Origin of the sequence: Polaromonas sp. (genome assembly GCF_012927455.1) — a bacterium.
In the GTDB taxonomy this organism is placed as follows: Bacteria; Pseudomonadota; Gammaproteobacteria; order Burkholderiales; family Burkholderiaceae_C; genus Polaromonas.
On sequence record NZ_JABBPE010000002.1, the window covers coordinates 636,093 to 651,784 of the forward strand.

The 15,692-nt window shown below is 60.4% G+C and carries 18 protein-coding genes; 8 read left to right on the forward strand and 10 right to left on the reverse strand.

Annotation, left to right across the window (positions count from 1 at the left end):
- Positions 1–318 precede the first annotated feature (318 nt).
- The 4 genes from HHJ18_RS03535 to HHJ18_RS03550 all read left to right on the forward strand — a co-directional run bounded on the left by HHJ18_RS03535 (position 319) and on the right by HHJ18_RS03550 (position 4,123).
- Positions 319–2,133 (forward strand): M14 family zinc carboxypeptidase, encoded by a 1,815-nt coding sequence (locus HHJ18_RS03535; RefSeq protein ID WP_296911570.1) that lies wholly within the window; start codon positions 319–321, stop codon positions 2,131–2,133.
- Between the two features lie 110 nt (positions 2,134–2,243).
- The gene (locus HHJ18_RS03540; protein WP_296911571.1) at positions 2,244–2,639 is read left to right on the forward strand and encodes an RNA-binding protein; all 396 of its coding nucleotides are present in this window, start codon (positions 2,244–2,246) and stop codon (positions 2,637–2,639) included.
- A 107-nt stretch (positions 2,640–2,746) separates the two neighbouring features.
- On the forward strand, positions 2,747–3,466 hold the full coding sequence (locus HHJ18_RS03545; protein WP_296911573.1) for a glutathione S-transferase N-terminal domain-containing protein: 720 nt from the start codon (positions 2,747–2,749) through the stop codon (positions 3,464–3,466).
- Between the two features lie 21 nt (positions 3,467–3,487).
- Entirely contained in the window at positions 3,488–4,123 is a 636-nt protein-coding gene (locus HHJ18_RS03550) for a 2-hydroxychromene-2-carboxylate isomerase (protein ID WP_296911575.1), read from the forward strand.
- 43 nt (positions 4,124–4,166) lie between these two features.
- On the opposite strand, the gene phbB is transcribed toward HHJ18_RS03550, so the two are convergent.
- The 3 genes from phbB to phaC all read right to left on the reverse strand — a co-directional run bounded on the left by phbB (position 4,167) and on the right by phaC (position 8,035).
- Positions 4,167–4,904 carry an acetoacetyl-CoA reductase gene (phbB, locus tag HHJ18_RS03555; protein WP_296911577.1) on the reverse strand — a complete coding sequence of 246 codons (738 nt, stop codon included), beginning with the start codon at positions 4,902–4,904 and terminating at the stop codon, positions 4,167–4,169.
- Positions 4,905–5,007: 103 nt separating this feature from the next.
- Positions 5,008–6,186 carry an acetyl-CoA C-acetyltransferase gene (locus HHJ18_RS03560; RefSeq protein WP_296911579.1) on the reverse strand — a complete coding sequence of 393 codons (1,179 nt, stop codon included), beginning with the start codon at positions 6,184–6,186 and terminating at the stop codon, positions 5,008–5,010.
- 85 nt (positions 6,187–6,271) lie between these two features.
- Positions 6,272–8,035 carry a class I poly(R)-hydroxyalkanoic acid synthase gene (phaC, locus tag HHJ18_RS03565; RefSeq protein ID WP_296911581.1) on the reverse strand — a complete coding sequence of 588 codons (1,764 nt, stop codon included), beginning with the start codon at positions 8,033–8,035 and terminating at the stop codon, positions 6,272–6,274.
- A gap of 98 nt (positions 8,036–8,133) precedes the next feature.
- Between phaC and HHJ18_RS03570 the strand changes: the two genes are divergently transcribed.
- Positions 8,134–8,457 carry a hypothetical protein gene (locus tag HHJ18_RS03570; RefSeq protein WP_296911584.1) on the forward strand — a complete coding sequence of 108 codons (324 nt, stop codon included), beginning with the start codon at positions 8,134–8,136 and terminating at the stop codon, positions 8,455–8,457.
- Here the strand turns inward: HHJ18_RS03570 and pgeF are convergent.
- Together pgeF and maiA are read right to left on the reverse strand one after the other, a co-directional pair.
- A complete protein-coding gene (gene pgeF / locus HHJ18_RS03575) occupies positions 8,374–9,228 on the reverse strand; it encodes a peptidoglycan editing factor PgeF (RefSeq protein ID WP_296911586.1) in 855 nt (284 codons plus the stop codon). The two genes, HHJ18_RS03570 and pgeF, sit on opposite strands and share 84 nt — an antisense overlap.
- Positions 9,228–9,875: a maleylacetoacetate isomerase gene (gene maiA, locus HHJ18_RS03580; RefSeq protein WP_296911588.1), complete on the reverse strand. Its 648-nt coding sequence runs from the start codon at positions 9,873–9,875 to the stop codon at positions 9,228–9,230. The genes pgeF and maiA overlap by 1 nt, the downstream gene beginning before the upstream one ends.
- Positions 9,876–10,022: 147 nt before the next feature.
- Between maiA and HHJ18_RS03585 the strand changes: the two genes are divergently transcribed.
- The gene (locus tag HHJ18_RS03585) at positions 10,023–11,066 is read left to right on the forward strand and encodes an NADP-dependent oxidoreductase (protein WP_296911590.1); all 1,044 of its coding nucleotides are present in this window, start codon (positions 10,023–10,025) and stop codon (positions 11,064–11,066) included.
- Here HHJ18_RS03585 and HHJ18_RS03590 read toward each other — a convergent pair.
- From HHJ18_RS03590 to HHJ18_RS03605, 4 genes are read right to left on the reverse strand one after another with little or no spacing between them, the layout of a single operon-like run.
- Positions 11,058–11,765 (reverse strand): hypothetical protein, encoded by a 708-nt coding sequence (locus HHJ18_RS03590; RefSeq protein WP_296911592.1) that lies wholly within the window; start codon positions 11,763–11,765, stop codon positions 11,058–11,060. The genes HHJ18_RS03585 and HHJ18_RS03590 overlap by 9 nt on opposite strands.
- Entirely contained in the window at positions 11,758–12,507 is a 750-nt protein-coding gene (locus tag HHJ18_RS03595) for a PhnD/SsuA/transferrin family substrate-binding protein (RefSeq protein ID WP_296911594.1), read from the reverse strand. Before HHJ18_RS03595 ends, HHJ18_RS03590 begins: the two co-directional genes overlap by 8 nt.
- Positions 12,504–12,998 (reverse strand): PAS domain-containing protein, encoded by a 495-nt coding sequence (locus HHJ18_RS03600; protein ID WP_296911596.1) that lies wholly within the window; start codon positions 12,996–12,998, stop codon positions 12,504–12,506. Before HHJ18_RS03600 ends, HHJ18_RS03595 begins: the two co-directional genes overlap by 4 nt.
- An 11-nt stretch (positions 12,999–13,009) precedes the next feature.
- Entirely contained in the window at positions 13,010–13,372 is a 363-nt protein-coding gene (locus HHJ18_RS03605; protein WP_296911598.1) for a roadblock/LC7 domain-containing protein, read from the reverse strand.
- 253 nt (positions 13,373–13,625) lie between these two features.
- Between HHJ18_RS03605 and HHJ18_RS03610 the strand changes: the two genes are divergently transcribed.
- Positions 13,626–13,928: an antibiotic biosynthesis monooxygenase family protein gene (locus tag HHJ18_RS03610; protein WP_296911600.1), complete on the forward strand. Its 303-nt coding sequence runs from the start codon at positions 13,626–13,628 to the stop codon at positions 13,926–13,928.
- A 32-nt stretch (positions 13,929–13,960) separates the two neighbouring features.
- On the opposite strand, the gene HHJ18_RS03615 is transcribed toward HHJ18_RS03610, so the two are convergent.
- A complete protein-coding gene (locus HHJ18_RS03615) occupies positions 13,961–14,401 on the reverse strand; it encodes a MarR family transcriptional regulator (protein ID WP_296911601.1) in 441 nt (146 codons plus the stop codon).
- A 95-nt stretch (positions 14,402–14,496) separates the two neighbouring features.
- Here HHJ18_RS03615 and HHJ18_RS03620 point away from each other — a divergent pair, with 95 nt between their 5' ends.
- Positions 14,497–15,690, forward strand: coding sequence for a 3-hydroxybenzoate 6-monooxygenase (locus HHJ18_RS03620; RefSeq protein ID WP_296911603.1), 1,194 nt, complete (start codon positions 14,497–14,499; stop codon positions 15,688–15,690).
- The last annotated feature ends 2 nt before the right edge of the window (positions 15,691–15,692 follow it).

Below are 15,692 nucleotides of genomic sequence, written 5' to 3' on the forward strand. Positions count from 1 at the left end.
TTGTGGATGGGATAGCAGCAGGCCCACCAGTCCGCAAACCTGCCGCTCAGTAAATTTAGGCAGGCACTAGCGACTAACCTGTCGGACACCCCTGAGGAAGCATGTAGGAGAAAATGAACTCGCCACACACACTTACCGCAGGCAGTCGCTGGGCCAAAAAATGCGTTTTTCTCAAGCGCAACTGCCTGCCGCCTATGTTCTCAGGACGGGTACTATAAGTGGTCACGCAAGCGCAGCATGGTTGCGTAACCGGTGAGCAACGCCTAATCAATGACCAACGAGCCCATGCTCAGGGCCCAGGAAAAAACGATGCAACCCATGCCGCTCTCCCTACGCACAACCCCTGCTGATGGTCCGCTCTGGTGGATTCACAAGCGCAGGCTGGCCATGCTCCTGCCGCCAGCGCTGGTTACTCTTTTGATTGCCTGTACTTCTGTGCCGCTGCCCCCCTGGACGCCGGCTAATGCGCCCGCCACAAGCGCGCCCGGCGGCGCTGAGACAAGCAAGCCGCCCCCACCCGTTGCCGTAGAGACATTCCCGGTGGCGCCGCCTGCGACCTTTGGACCACCCACCGCGCCCGCCAATCAGCCGGCACCGTATAGCGAAGCAGTGGCTGCCCGCTTTGCAGCACCATCGGTGAGTTACAGCACCCCCGGCCTGCAAAGCGGCCGCATTGCCTTCACCAGCCAGTCCGAAATTCAGGCTTGGTTGCGCGACCAGGCGGCGTCTGCGTCACGATCAGGCATCAAAGCCGCCGTACTTCCCTTTGGCAAATCTCAGCGCGGCGAAACATTGGAGGCGCTGGTCCTGACCCGCGGCAGCGCCACAGACCCAGCGGCATTGATGGCGACCGGACGGCCGACCGTTCTGCTGATTGGTCAGCAGCATGGGGACGAACCTGCCGGCAGCGAGGCACTGCTGGTGATTGCAAGGGAATTGGCGCAAGGTCTGCTCCAAGCGACGCTTGAACGCATCAACGTGGTGATAGTTGCGCGTGCCAATCCCGATGGCGCTGACCAAAACCAGCGCGGCACCACGGGCGGGCTGGACATGAACCGCGACCACTTGCTGCTCAACACGCCGGAGGCACAGGCGCTGGCCGCGCTTACGCGCGACTATCTCCCCACGGTGGTAGTAAATGCCCATGAATACAGCCCCGTAAACCTTTTCCTGGAAAAATTTGGCGCAGTCCAGAAATTCGACGCGTTGTTGCAGTACGCCACCAATGCCAATACCTCAGAATTTCTAACCAAGGCCGCCGAAGAATGGTACCGCCGCCCGCTGCTTGCCGCGCTCAAGGGCCAGGGTCTTACAACAGAGTGGTACTACACCACCTCGTCCGATCTGGCCGATAGAAAAGTTTCTATGGGTGATTTACGGCCCGATTCCGGCCGCAATGTGGGCGGGTTGAAAAATGCTGTCAGCCTGCTGGTCCAAAGCCGCGGCACGGGCTTGGGCCGATTGCATATCCAGCGGCGTGTGCACACCCATGTCACGGCTCTCAGCAGCGTGCTGGCCAGCACGGCACAGCGCGCCGTCGAACTCAGCCAGTTGCGCCCGTATATTGACAAGGCCATCAGTGCCCAAGCCTGCAAAGGTGAGGCCATCGTGCAAGCCGCTCCCACCGAGGCCCAGTACGATCTGGTTATGCTGGACCCGGTCAGCGGGACCGACAAGGCCGTCACGGTCGATTGGGACTCGGCGCTGGCACTGCGCAGCCTCAAGACACGCGCACGTCCGTGCGGTTACTGGTTATCGGCGGCATCCAGCACAGCGGTCGAGCGGCTACGCTTGCACGGCGTGAAGGTTCTTCGCATCACCGAGCCCGGCTCTCTGCTTGGCGACAGCTACCGGGAGATCTCGCGCTCGGAGGGCGAGCGCCAGGATGGGCGCGAGCCTGTCCCAGGCGCCAGCCCTATCGTTCTGGCGCAGGTCAGCCTGACGCGCAGCGTGGTCGATGTAGCGCGCGGCAGTTATTATGTGCCGCTCAATCAGCCTTTGGGCAACCTGGTGCTCGCGGCGCTGGAACCCGACACCCAGAGCAGCTACTTTGCCAACCGGATTCTTGACGGCCTACAAAGCACAGTGCGCGTGATGGTGGAGCCCAACCTCAAGCTCGAAGAATTGCTCTAAGTTTGCGGAGGCAAGTACCTTACAGACGATAAAGGCCGCATCCGATTGCGCTCAATCTCTTTTTGCTGGTTAATGCGGGAAGTAATTAGCTGATTCATAAGGAGGTTTGCATGAAAAACTTTGAACTCACCCAAAAAATGTTGAGCTTAGGCGGCGTTTTTTACCCTACGGGTTATGCCTTCATCATGTTTCCATCCGTTGAAGATGCAATGCAGGTGGCCCGCGAACTGGAAACAAGCACTGACGGCATCATGCTGCTGACACCGACGACCATCCTGTCTCAAATCGGCAAGGCAGATGACCATTCGGATGTGGCGCTACCCAGTGTGGGAACTGAAGGCACCACCGTCCGCAAATACGTGGACTTGGCCCGGGAAGGCCACCACGCACTTATGATTCCAACTCACTCCGAGAAAACCACGGAGCAGGTAATGTCAGTGGTACGCAAGCTGCCTTTTTCATATGCACAAAGGTACCACCTGCTGGCAATTGAAGATTTGGAGTAGGCCTTCTGCCGGCCCCATCAGAGCAGCCAGCTCGGACAGGAACACCCTCGCAATCTTCGTTAAGGCGCAAGAGTCAACTCAACACGTCAAACGCCGGAGAACTTTTGATGATTGACCTGCATTACTGGCCCACACCCAACGGATGGAAAATTTCCATCATGCTGGAAGAATGCGGACTGCCCTACCGCTTTGTGCCTGTCAACATTGGCAAAGGGGCACAGTTTTCAGATGATTTTCTGGCCATAAGCCCGAACAACCGCATGCCGGCCCTCGTCGACCGCGCACCCGAAGGCGGGGGTGCGCCCGTGGCGGTGTTTGAAAGCGGTGCCATTTTGCTGTACCTGGCAGAGAAAACCGGGTGCTTCCTGTCCGCTGAGCTGCGGGAGCGTTACCAGACACTGCAGTGGTTAATGTGGCAGATGGGCGGACTGGGGCCGATGGCCGGGCAAAACGGCCATTTCCTGTTGTACGCGCCTGAAAAGATTCCTTATGCCATAGACCGTTACGGCCAGGAGGTGGACCGGCTTTACGGCGTTCTCAACGCACAGCTGGCGCGTACCGGCGCTTATGTTGCTGGCCCAGACTATGGTATCGCCGATATGGCTATTTTCCCCTGGGTACGCACGCACAAGGCGCAGCAGGTTGATCTGCAAAAATTTCCACAGGTGCAGCGCTGGTACGACACGCTGTTCCAGCGACCCGCCGTCAGACGCGGGCTGGACCTGGGCAAAGAACTGCGCGCCCCGGCCCTGACGGATGAAGCACGCAAAGCCCTGTTTGGCCAGACCGCGCAAAGCGTGCAACAGGGAGAACACAAAAGTGTTTAACCTCAAAAAAGCGAGACCCGAATGATTGAATTTTTCTTTGACTGCTCCAGTCCCTGGACCTACCTGGCCTTTCGCAACCTTCAGCCGCTGGCGGCCGAACTCAAAGAGCCGATCAGCTGGCGGCCGGTGCTGGTGGGCGGCATTTTCAACAGCGTCAATCAAGGCATTTATACGGCACGCGAAGACATGAACGCGCCCAAGAATCGCTACATACTCAAAGACGTGCAAGACAGCGCACGCGAGGCAGGGCTAAAGATCAGATTTCCGCCCCAGGTTTTTCCGGTCAACAGCGTCAAGGCGATGCGCGGCTGCCTGTGGATTGCCCAGGACCCGCAGGCGCGGGGTCGTTTCGTCGACTTTGTTGAGGCCGTGTTTGCAGCCTATTTTGGCCAAGACGAAGACATCTCCCAAGACGAGGTGCTCGCCAAAATCTGTCGCAAGGTCGGCCTTGACGAGCAGGCATTTTTCGCAGGCATTGTCATGCCAAACATCAAGGAACAGCTGAAAGCCAACACCGACGAAGCCGTCCGGCGCGGCGCTTTTGGCTCCCCCACTTTCTTCGTCGGCGATGACATGTATTTCGGCAATGACCGCTTGTCACTGGTGCGGTCGGCCGTGCTGCGCGCGCGGGGTAACGCCCCGCCGTCACCGCCATAAAAAAACCCGCCGAAGCGGGTTTTTTTATGGCGCGTGAGCGCACTCAGCCCATGTGCAGGCCGCCGTTGAGCGAGAAATCCGCACCGGTGGCATAGCCGCCTTCGTCCGATGCAATCCAGGAAATGATGGATGCAATCTCTTCGGGCTGGCCCAGCCGCTTGGCCGGTACGCCCGCGACAATTTTCTCCAGCACCTCGGGGCGTATAGCCTTGACCATGTCGGTGCCGATGTAACCCGGACTCACGGTGTTGACGGTCACACCCTTGCTGGCCACTTCCTGGGCCAGCGCCATGGTGAAGCCGTGCAGGCCAGCCTTGGCGGTTGAATAATTCACCTGGCCAAATTGGCCTTTCTGGCCGTTGACCGACGATATGTTGACGACGCGACCAAAACCGGCCTGAACCATGTCTTCAATGACCTGCTTGGTCACATTGAACATGCTGTCAAGGTTGGTCGAAATAACGGCATCCCAATCGGACTTGCTCATTTTTCGAAACTGTCCGTCGCGCGTAATGCCAGCGTTGTTCACCAGCACCGTGACCGGGCCATGGTCGGCCTTGACTTTGTCGAAGGCCGCCACCGTGGAATCCCAATCGCCCACGTTGCCCACGGATGCGTGAAAGGTGTAGCCCAGGGCCTTTTGCTCGTCCAGCCATTTGGTGAAATCACGCGTTGGCCCGCAGCCCGCCACCACCGTGAAGCCATCTTTGGCCAGCCTCTGGCAGATGGCGGTTCCGATACCGCCCATACCACCCGTGACGTAAGCTACTCGTGTTGTCATTGCCTTCTCCTTGATTTTGTAACTGTTGCGAAATTATTTTGCTATTAAATTAATAGCTGACTACGCCCGTTCTTATTGGGCGTAAGCTTGTTTTAGCTGATATTCAGCGTTCCACACAGAGGGCAACCCCCATACCGCCACCAATGCACAGACTGGCAATGCCTTTTTTGGCGTCGCGGCGCACCATTTCGTGCAGCAGCGTTACCAGGATGCGGCAACCGGACGCGCCAATCGGGTGACCAATGGCAATAGCGCCGCCGTTGACGTTGACCTTGCTGGTGTCCCAGCCCATCTCATTGTTCACCGCACAGGCCTGCGCCGCAAAAGCTTCGTTGATTTCGAGCAGGTCCAGCTCTTGCGCCTTCCAACCGGCCCGGGCCAGCGCCTTGGTCGATGCCGGCACCGGCCCCATACCCATGAAGGCCGGATCCAGTCCCGTGGTGGCGTAGCTGGCAATGCGCGCCAGCGGCTTCAAACCCAGCGCCGCAGCCTTTTTGGCGGTCATGACCATGACGGCGGCCGCGCCATCGTTCAGGCCCGACGCGTTGCCAGCGGTGACACTACCGGCCTTGTCAAACGCCGGGCGCAAACCGGCCAGCACATCAGCATTGGTTTTGCGGTTGATGAACTCATCGGCAGCAAACAGCATCGGTTCGCCTTTTTTCTGCGGTAGGGAAATAGGAATGATCTCGTCCTTGAAACGGCCGGCATCCTGCGCGGCTGCGGCCTTGGTCTGGCTGGCCAGCGCCAGCGCGTCCTGCGCTTCACGGCCTATGCTGTATTTTTTGGCAACGTTTTCTGCCGTGATGCCCATGTGGTACTGGTTGTAGACGTCCCAGAGACCGTCAACGATCATGGTGTCAACCATCTTCCAGTCGCCCATGCGCTGGCCTTCGCGCGAACCGTTCAGGACGTGCGGCGAGGCACTCATGTTTTCCTGGCCCCCGGCAATCACGATTTCGCTGTCACCGGTTGCCACGGCTTGCGCGGCCAGCATGACGGACTTCAGCCCCGAGCCGCAGACCGCGTTGATCGTCAGGCCCGGAATACCGTGCGGGAAACCGGCCTTGATGACCGCCTGGCGCGCCGGATTTTGGCCGACACCGGCCGCCAGAACCTGGCCCATGATGACTTCACCGACCTGTTCGGCGCTCAAACCGGAGCGCTCCAGCACCGCCTTGATGACGGCGGCGCCCAACTCGGTTGCCGGCATTTTTGCCAGCGAGCCACCAAATTTTCCGACTGCGCTGCGGCCGGCTGAAACGATAACGATGTCTTCCATGATGCTGATCCCGTTGTGAAGTGATGAGTGAATGTAAATGTGAATGTGAATGTAATTGTCAGAGTGAAATTAGCCTGGTCGCGCTTCAGGCCTTGACCTTGACATAGCTTCCCGGCGCAGCCTCAATAACCCTGTGCTTGCGGCTGCCGTAGCCTTTGGGCGCAGCCACCTGCTTGCCGGCATGCCCTTGGAGCCAGTCGGCCCAGTCTGGCCACCAGCTGCCGGGGTGCTCGGTCGAGCCCTTGAGCCAGTCGGCCTGCGCCACGGGAAATTTGCCGTGTGGCAGCTTGTCATGGGTCCAGTAGCTGCGCTTGTTTTTGGTGGGCGGATTGATGACGCCGGCAATATGGCCCGAAGCGCCCATCACAAAACGCTTTTTGCCGGGGAGAACCTGCGTCGACGCATAGGCACCGCCAATCGGCACGATATGGTCCTCACGCGAACCGTAGATATAGACCGGCATATCGAGCTGGCTCAAATCGACTTTCTCGCCACACACCACGGTTTTGCCCGGCTTGATCAGGTTGTTTTCGAAATAGGTGTTGCGCAAATACCAGGCGTAAAACGGGCCGGGCAGATTGGTCGAATCACTGTTCCAGTAAAGCAAGTCAAACGGCGGCGGTGTTTCGCCTTTGAGGTAATTGCCGACCACGTAATTCCACACCAGGTCGTTGGGACGCAGAAAACTGAATGTGGATGCCAGCTCCTGCCCCTTGAGCAGCCCGCCCTTGCCCATCTCTGACTCGCGCTGGCTGACGGAAGCTTCGTCAATAAAAATGTCCAGAATGCCGGTATCGCCAAAGTCAAGCATTGAGGTCAGCAGCGTGACACTGGCCACCGGCTTTTCACCGCGCGCTGCCAGCACCGCCAGCGCGGTTCCCAAAATGGTGCCGCCCACGCAGAAACCCAGGGCATTGATGGTTTTGGCACCGGTTATTTCTTGCACCACCTCGATGGCCTTGATGGCGGCGTGCTCGATGTAGTCGTCCCAGCTCTTGCCGGCCATCGACTCATCGGGGTTGCGCCAGCTCACCACGAAAGTGCGGTGGCCTTGCGCCACCGCATAGCGGATCAGTGAGTTCTCGGGCTGCAGATCAAGAATGTAAAACTTGTTGATGCAGGGCGGCACGAACAGGAAAGGCTTTTCGTGGACCTTGGCGGTCAGCGCCTTGTATTCAAGCAGCTGGAAGAATTCGTTTTCAAACACCACCGCGCCCTCGGTCGTGGCAACGTTTTTGCCAACCTCAAAAACGCTCTCGTCGGTCATCGACACATGGCCCTGCTTCATGTCGTGCATCAGGTTTTGCAGGCCCTTGGCGATGCTTTCCCCCTTGCTGTCTATGGCTTTTTGCTGGGCTTCGGCATTCAGGGCCAGAAAATTGCTGGGTGCGCAAGCCGCCATCCACTGCTCGACCGCGAAGCGAATCCGTGCCCGGGTTTTGGCATCGCCTTCCACCGCCTCGGCCAGTCCCATCAGCGCACTGGCGTTGATCAAATAGGTGGAAGCAGCAAACCCCGAAACCGGATTGGCCTTCCACGCCTCAGAGGAAAAGCGTCGATCAGGCGGAGCTTGTGCCGCCCCATCGGCGCTGGCCAGCAGGCCCTTGTTCCATAGCGCCGAGGCATCTTCAAGGTAGCGCTGCTGCAGCGCCTGCAGCTTGAGTGGATCGAAGTGTATGGGTGGCTGAGCCTGGCTCGGCTGAGGCAGCTTGAATTGAGACAGGTCCATGGGAGGAAAACCTGCCGGCATGCCGACCGGCGCCAAAGCGCCCATGGCCTGCTGCAGGCCCGCACCAAAGGTTTCTTGCATCTGTTGGGCCAGCTGGGCCCAGTTTGCGTCAGAATTCATCGTGTCTCCTTGCTGGTTGGGGTCTTGCTGACCCTTTTTATATCCCCTTTCAGTATCGTGTTATTTGCTTCTGAATTCCTGACAAAACTGGGAGTTTTATGTATTTGATCGTTATCGCCTGGATCTATGTCGTGCTCATGATGAGTGTGGCCGAAGCCACCAACAGCACCGGTACTTTGCTGGGCGCATTGATTACATTTGTACTTTATGGGCTGGTACCGGTGGCGCTGGTGATTTACCTGATGGGCGCGCCGGCACGCAGCAAGGCGATCAAGAAACGTGAGGCGGACGAACGGGCACGTCGCAGCGCGGCCGAATCGGCTGGATCTGGCGCGGCGTCAGTCCAGCCAGATGCAGGCGGCCATGCGCCCGGTAGTTCCGAAGCCGCTGCTGGCGTCGCGCCGGTGCGAAAAGAACCTTAAGGGGTTGCTCACGGTGCACCAGGGCGCGCTGCCGTCGTTGCCATAAATCTGTGTAACGCCCAACGCCTGCAAGCGCAGGCGCGCCAGGCCTTGCAGATCGGCCAAATACTTGCATTCCCCGCTTGCATCGGCTGGCGCCAGGGCGACAAAACAGCGGCTGGCTTTGGGCTGCGCCGCGACAAACGCCGCCCTCACTTCAGCTCCCACCTCAAAGGCCGAAGGTCCAATGCACGGGCCCAGCCATGCTATTGTTTTAATAGCTGCTTGCGCCCGTCCTGATTGGGCTAGAGCCCTAAATGATGCATAAACGGCCTCCAGAACGCCGTTTTGACCGGCTTCAAGGCCGCCCCCCGCCAGACCGCGCCAGCCGGCATGCGCGGCAGCCACCACATCGCCCACCTCGGTACTCAGCAGCACCGGCAGGCAGTCGGCCACCATGACGGTGCAAGCCAGTTGGCGCTGCGTCGTCACGCAGGCGTCCGCCTGCAGTCCATCGCTGCTGGCGCTGTCCAGCGTCAGCACCGCGCTGCCATGAACCTGCTTGAGAAATACTGCCCGAGTGCCGCTGGCGCGTTGCAGCAGCGCGCGGTTGGCCTGGACCTGCGCCGGCTGGTCGCCCACATGGTCGCCCAGGTTCATGCTGGCATAAGGCGCGGAAGAAACCCCGCCGGCACGCGTGGTAAACAGCGCCCGGACATTGCCAGGCGCTGGCCAGTCGGGCACTACCCAGTCGACGGGCCAGGCGCCGGGCGCCGCAGGCAGGCTTTGCATCAAGCCTCGAAGTCGGGACAGGCCGACGGTTGCGCCTTCTGAAAAGCCGGCAATGCCATGCAGGCCTCGAAGGCCGCCATGGTGCGCGGCAAGCCGTCAAGGTTCACGTCAAAACGCCTGGCATTAAAGATTTGCGGCACCAGGCAGCAGTCGGCCAGCGTAGGCGTGTCGCCGTAGCAAAATCGGAAATGGCGGGCGGCCGGCAACTGGCTGAGCTGCCGCTCGAAAGCTTCCAGCCCGTCACGACACCAATGCCGGTACCAGCTGTTCTTGGCCTCGTCCACCACCTTCAGCTCCTTCACCAAATACTTGAGCACGCGCAGGTTGTTCAGCGGATGAATTTCGCAGGCAATTGACTGCGCCAGCGCGCGCACCTTGGTGCGGCCCAGGGCATCGACGGGCAGCAGCGCTGGCGCGGGATGCTTCTCGTCAAGGTATTCAATGATGGCCATCGATTGCGACAACCTTTCGCCATCTACCTCCAGCATGGGCACCAGCGTGTCAGCCGACAGCGCCGCATAAGGTTCATTCCTGTGGTCCCCCTTGGCAATATGGACCGCAACGTATTCGTGGGGCAGCCCCTTGAGTTCAAGCGCAATACGCACGCGAAAGGAGGCGGACGAGCGGAAATAGCTGTAAAGTTTCATGGAGAAAGCATAAACCGAAACAGTCCGTGGAGGCATTCCGCAGCCCGCCTGGTTGGCCCGGGAAGAATCGCCTGCGCGACTGAACGGCGGGACCGGCGCCACTACCATCACCCCTCCTGCAACAACCCGATAAACCTGGAGACACCCATGAGCGCCATCGCCGCCCTTGCTGACTTGACCAACCACCAGGTCTGCCTGGCCAGCCGCCCGGTCGGCCTGCCGACCCGCGCCAATTGGACCTTTTCCAGCGAGCCGGTGGCAGCACCCGGCCCCGGCGGCGTGCTGGTCAAGACGCTGTACCTGTCGCTCGACCCGGCCATGCGCGGCTGGATGAACGAAGGCAAAAGTTATATCGCGCCGGTGGAGCTTGGCGCCGTCATGCGCGCCGGCGGCGTGGGCCAGGTGATCGCCTCGCAAAACCCGGCGTTTGCCGTGGGCGACTATGTCAATGCCGGGCTGGATGTGCAGGAATACTGCCTGATTGCGCAGGACCAATTAAAGCGCAGCGGCATGTTCAGGATAGACCCGCGCCTGGGGCTGACGCCCTGGCTCAATGTGTTGGGCATGCCCGGCATGACCGGCTACTTTGGCCTGTTTGACGTTGGCCAGCCCAAAGCTGGCGACACCCTGGTGGTGTCCGGCGCGGCCGGCGCGGTAGGCCAGACGGTGGGGCAACTTGCCAAGCTCAAGGGTTGCCGCGTGGTGGGCATCGCTGGCGGCCAGGCCAAGTGCGACTGGGTCGTCAACGAGCTGGGCTTTGACGCCTGCATCGACTACAAGAACGGCGATGTAAAGGCCGGCCTGAAAGAGCACTGCCCCAAAGGCGTAGACATCTATTTTGACAATGTAGGCGGCGAGATTCTCGACACCGTGCTGACCCGCATTAGCCGCGGTGCCCGCATCATCATTTGCGGCGCCATCAGCCAGTACAACAACACCACGCCCGTCAAAGGCCCGGCCAATTACCTTTCGCTACTGGTGAACCGCGCCCGCATGGAAGGCATTGTGGTGTTTGACTATGCCGACCGTTACCCGCAGGCGGTGGCCGAATTGGCGGGCTACCTGAAAGCCGGCACGATGAAAAGCAGGGAAGACGTGGTGCAGGGCCTGGACAATTTCCCAGAGGCCCTGCTCAAGCTGTTCAACGGCGAGAACTTTGGCAAGCTGGTGTTGCAGGTGGCATCAGAGTAAGCCGCCCAGTGCCGGGTGTACCGGGTGTGCCGGACCTACCGGGCCAGCGGGCGTTTGCGTCTTGCCGGCCGCACCGAAGCGGTTTCCCGCCTGCTTGATAGCCCAGAACAGCTCGAGCAGTGCCGGGTTGTTCAGCCGCGGCTCTCCCATAATAATTAGCCAGTAGCCGGCACCGTCGACCCAGAACGGCACAAACGAACAGCTCGGTTGCAAGAACGGAGCGCCGCCATGAAAGGCCACGCAACGGGTGGCACCATCCCAGCCACGCCGCGCCTGGCGCGCAGCAAATTCCGAATAGTCGGCGGCGGCAGCGCTCACAATCTCGGCCTGGTCCTGCGCCATGCCGGCCCGCCCCAGGCAGAAGCCCCCCTCCGACGCCAGCACCGCGCGGCACTCACCCGACAGCGAAGCGATCACCCTCGGCAAGAAGTCGTCCAGCCGCGCCTTCGGGCTCTGCACCGGGCGGCGCAAGGGCTGTACCCAGCCGTTGACTACGGCGCTTGAGAAAACGGCCGGTGCCTGCACATGGGCGCTGGTCCAGTCCACCATGTCCAGCGTCCACTCGCCGGCCAGCAGGGCTTGCAAGGCCAGTTCGGTCTCACCCGGCGTCTTGCAGGCAAACGCGTGCAGGGCGCCCGCCGGCGTCAGCGCGAACCATTGAGCGGCCGGGCTGCGCGTGCTTTTAGTGTTGTTAGTCAAGCAGCGCGTCCATCAGATCCATCATGACCTCGGCATCTTCCGGTGTCATGGCCTCGAAACCCTTGGGCAGACCCAGCGCGTCGAGCACTGCGTCGTCCCCCTTCTCGTGACCGATGCCGAGCAGCGCCTCGCGCAAGAAGGGTAAATTGCTAAGCATCCGAGGATGCGCCAACATGACGTGAGAAATATCACTAATCTGGCTTTCAATCAACACGCGCATCTGGCTGCGCGTGGTCTGCGTCAGCGAGGCATAGACCTCGGCCAGGAAGAACGCGGCCTGCACCTTGCCGCTGATCGCCAGTCGGGCGGCGGCCTGGAAGCTGTCCACGACGACCCATTCGATCATGGGTTCGATCAGGTCGGCCGGCTCCAGCAGACGCAAACCGATCAGCTTGATGTCCTGGTGCTCGGTCAACGCGATACGGTTGCCCGGCTTGATGTCCTCGACCCTGTGCAGAGCGGATTCAACCTCGGTTGCGATCACCATCTCGTCGAAGCACTGGGCCGGCCGCGCGAACGGGACATAGCCTTGGTCGCGAATCATGCGGGTGGCATCAAAGGGGTTGGCATACACCAGGTCGGCTTTGTCCTGCGCCAGCAAGGCGGCCTGCTCGGTCGGGCTGGCCGGCGTCAGCAGGTGCAGGCGCAGCCCGGATCGGCGCTGCAGCGTCGTGTTGAGCATGTGCCAACCGGCGAAACGCTGCGGCGCGAAGTCGGGGGCGATCAGAAAATTGAGGGTCATGAGGCAGCCTTCTCTTGCTCCAGCCATTGACGGTAAAGCGGGATCAGTACGGCGATGCAGGTACGCGAGGGCTTGCGGCGCACCGAGGTATAGCCGGTGCATTGGCCGTTGCGTATATTGGGTACAGTCGTAGCGTAGACCCAATAGTAGGCGCCGTCGCGCCGCAAATTCTTCACGTAGCCATGCCATTTCCGGCCTTGCGCGACGGTTTCCCACAAATCCTGAAAGACCCGCTTGGGCATGTCGGGATGGCGAAGGATGTGGTGCGAGGCGCCTATCAGTTCCTCGCACGTCCAGCCGCTGGTTTCGACAAAAGCGTCATTGGCATGCGTGATGAGGCCGGCCAGGTCGGCGCGGGAAACGATCAGGCGCCCGTTCGGAAACGGCACTTCAACATTGGTAGGGAAGACGGTGCGCGACTGGCCATCTGCGTAGTTCAGGCGCACCGCCACTGCGTCGGCGGACAGAGCCGTCATGTCGGAGAGCGGCATGCTGATCACCATCAGAGCAGATGCGACAGCGTTTCGGCTGCGCGCTTGATATCGAGGAAGATCAGACCCAGCTTGGCGTCGGACTTGGCCAGCACCGTCAGCACGGCCTCGGGGCCGACGGCACTCATGATCACATAACCGCGCTCGCCCTGGATCAGCACGCGCTCCAGCGAACCGCGCGTCAGCTCATGCGCGGCACGGTCGCCCAGCGACAGCAGGGCTGCGGACATTGCGCCCATGCGGTCCTCGTCCATGCCACGCGGCAGCGCCGAGGCCATCATCAGGCCGTCAATGGAAATCAGCGCCGACGCCTCGATATCGGCCGTTGAGCCATTCAGTTCTTTCAGCGCCTGCTGAAACTTGTCTGTGCGCATCCTCTTCCACTCCTTGACGTCGACCGAAACACCAGCCGTACATTAGATGGAATTGACGTCTTGTTACCTTTGACATAAATCAAACTTATTAGTAACAAAGTCTGCGGGGGCAGTAGACAACCTATGGCGATGCAAAATCGACGCCCACGGGCGCAGTATGCGCACAGACGCGCCTGACGGTTTGAGGTGAAGAGACCTCTGTTGCGCAACCAACCCGCTATGACCAGCCTATGAAACTAAAACAGGAGACTCCATGATTCTCGAACTCGCCGACATCCGCATTCAGCCCGGCCAGCAGGACGCTTTTGACGAAGCCATTCAGCGCGCCATCCGCACCGTGGTTGGCAAAGCCAAGGGATTTCAGGGCTACAAGGTCAACAAAGGCATCGAAAGCCCCGAGCGCTACCTGCTGCAGATTTTTTGGGAAACGCTGGAAAACCACACCGTGGACTTTCGCGGCTCTCCAGCGTTTACGGAGTGGCGCGCCATTGTGGGACCGTTTTTTGCCGGCCCGCCCACGGTGGAGCATTTCGAGCTGCTGGCCAAATCGGACTGAGTTGAACCTTTCGGTGGTGCAGCACCGGCTTATTAACTGTCCGCTTCGTGCCCGGCAATCAGCTTGCCAAGCAGCAAGCCAAATTGGGCTCGTTCGTCTTCGTCGAGCGGGCCGACGATACGTTGCTGGGCACGGCTCACCGCGCGCTGCATTTGTAAGGCGATCTGCTCGCCTTGCGGAGCGATCCAGAGAAGTTTGCGGCGTTTGTCAGCCGGATCAGCCACCCGCTTCACCCATTCCTTGGCTTCGAGCCGGCCAATCACCGAGCCAAGTGTTGCCGGATCAAACACAACCCGCCCCGCCAACGTGATCTGATCCTCGCCGGGGCGGTCTATCAGCGCATTCAGAATGGCAAACTGCACCGGCGTCGCATCAAAAGCGGCGGTCTCTTCCATGAAGATGGCCACCGCCAGCTGATGCGCCCGCCGAATCAAATGCCCGGGCGCTGCGGTGAAGTTAAAGCTTTTTGTCATGGTTTCAAGTTTAAATCTCAAGGGTAATCACCCAGACAACCCACCGTCATAGTAAGCATACTTATTATTAATCCAGCCCGCTACAGGCATCCAACATGGCACAAACAACTTCCTTCATTATTTCGGGCGGCGGCATTGGCGGCCTGGCAGCCGCGCTGGTGCTGGCGCAGGATGGCCATGCGGTGAGCGTGCTGGAACAGGCTGACGCCTTCAGCGAAATTGGCGCCGGCATCCAGCTCGGCCCCAATACCTTTCGGATGTTCGACTACATGGGCCTGACGGAAGCCGTCAACCGGGTGGCATTTTTCCCGCCCGGGCTGGGCATGAACGACGTGCGCACCGGCGAAAAAATCGTGCGCGTCAAGCTTGGCGACCTGGCCCGCGCTACTTACGGCTTTCCTTATGGTGTGATTTACCGAGCCGACCTGCACCAGCTGCTGCTGCAGGCCTGTCAGACGCGGCCCGGCATCACCCTGCGCACGCTGGCCAAGGTCGAATCCTTTGAGCAATCGGCCGACGGCGTGCGCGTGCAGCTGGCCGGTGGCGAAAGCGTGCAGGGCAGCGCCTTGATTGGCGCCGACGGCCTGTGGAGCAAGATCCGTGAAGTGATCGTGGGCGACGGCAAACCCCGCGTGTCGGGCCAGGTGGCCTATCGCGCGGTGCTCAGGCGCGAACAGGTTCCGGCCCACTTGTGGAATGACGACGTGACCCTGTGGGGCGGCGAAAAAACCCATCTGGTGCATTACCCGCTGCGCCGCGGGGAGCTGTTCAACCTGGTGGCGGTGTTTCACAGCGATAAATACGACGAAGGCTGGAACACCTTCGGCGACAGCGCCGAGCTGACTGAGCGTTTCGCCCAGGCCTGCCCGCAGGTCAGGGAATTGCTGGACAAGATCGACACCTGGAAGATGTGGCTGCTGGGCGACCGCGAACCGGTGAAAAACTGGACCGACCGGCGCGTGACGCTGCTGGGCGACGCCGCCCACCCCATGCTGCAGTACCTGGCCCAGGGTGCCGGCCAGGCGATTGAAGACGCCGTGGTGCTGCGCGAAGCCTTGCGCTTCACGCGTGGCGACGTGCCGCGTGCCTTTCAGAAGTACCAGCAGGCCCGGTATTTGCGCACTGGCCGGGTGCAGCTGACGGCGCGTTTTTACGGCGACATTTACCACGCGGCGGGGGTTCAGCGCGAGCTGCGCAACCAGTTGTTCCAGAGCGGAACCGAAAGCGCCGGCTTTGCCGGACTGAAGTGGATGTATGACGGAATCGAGCCATCAAAGCTGTTCCAATGAAG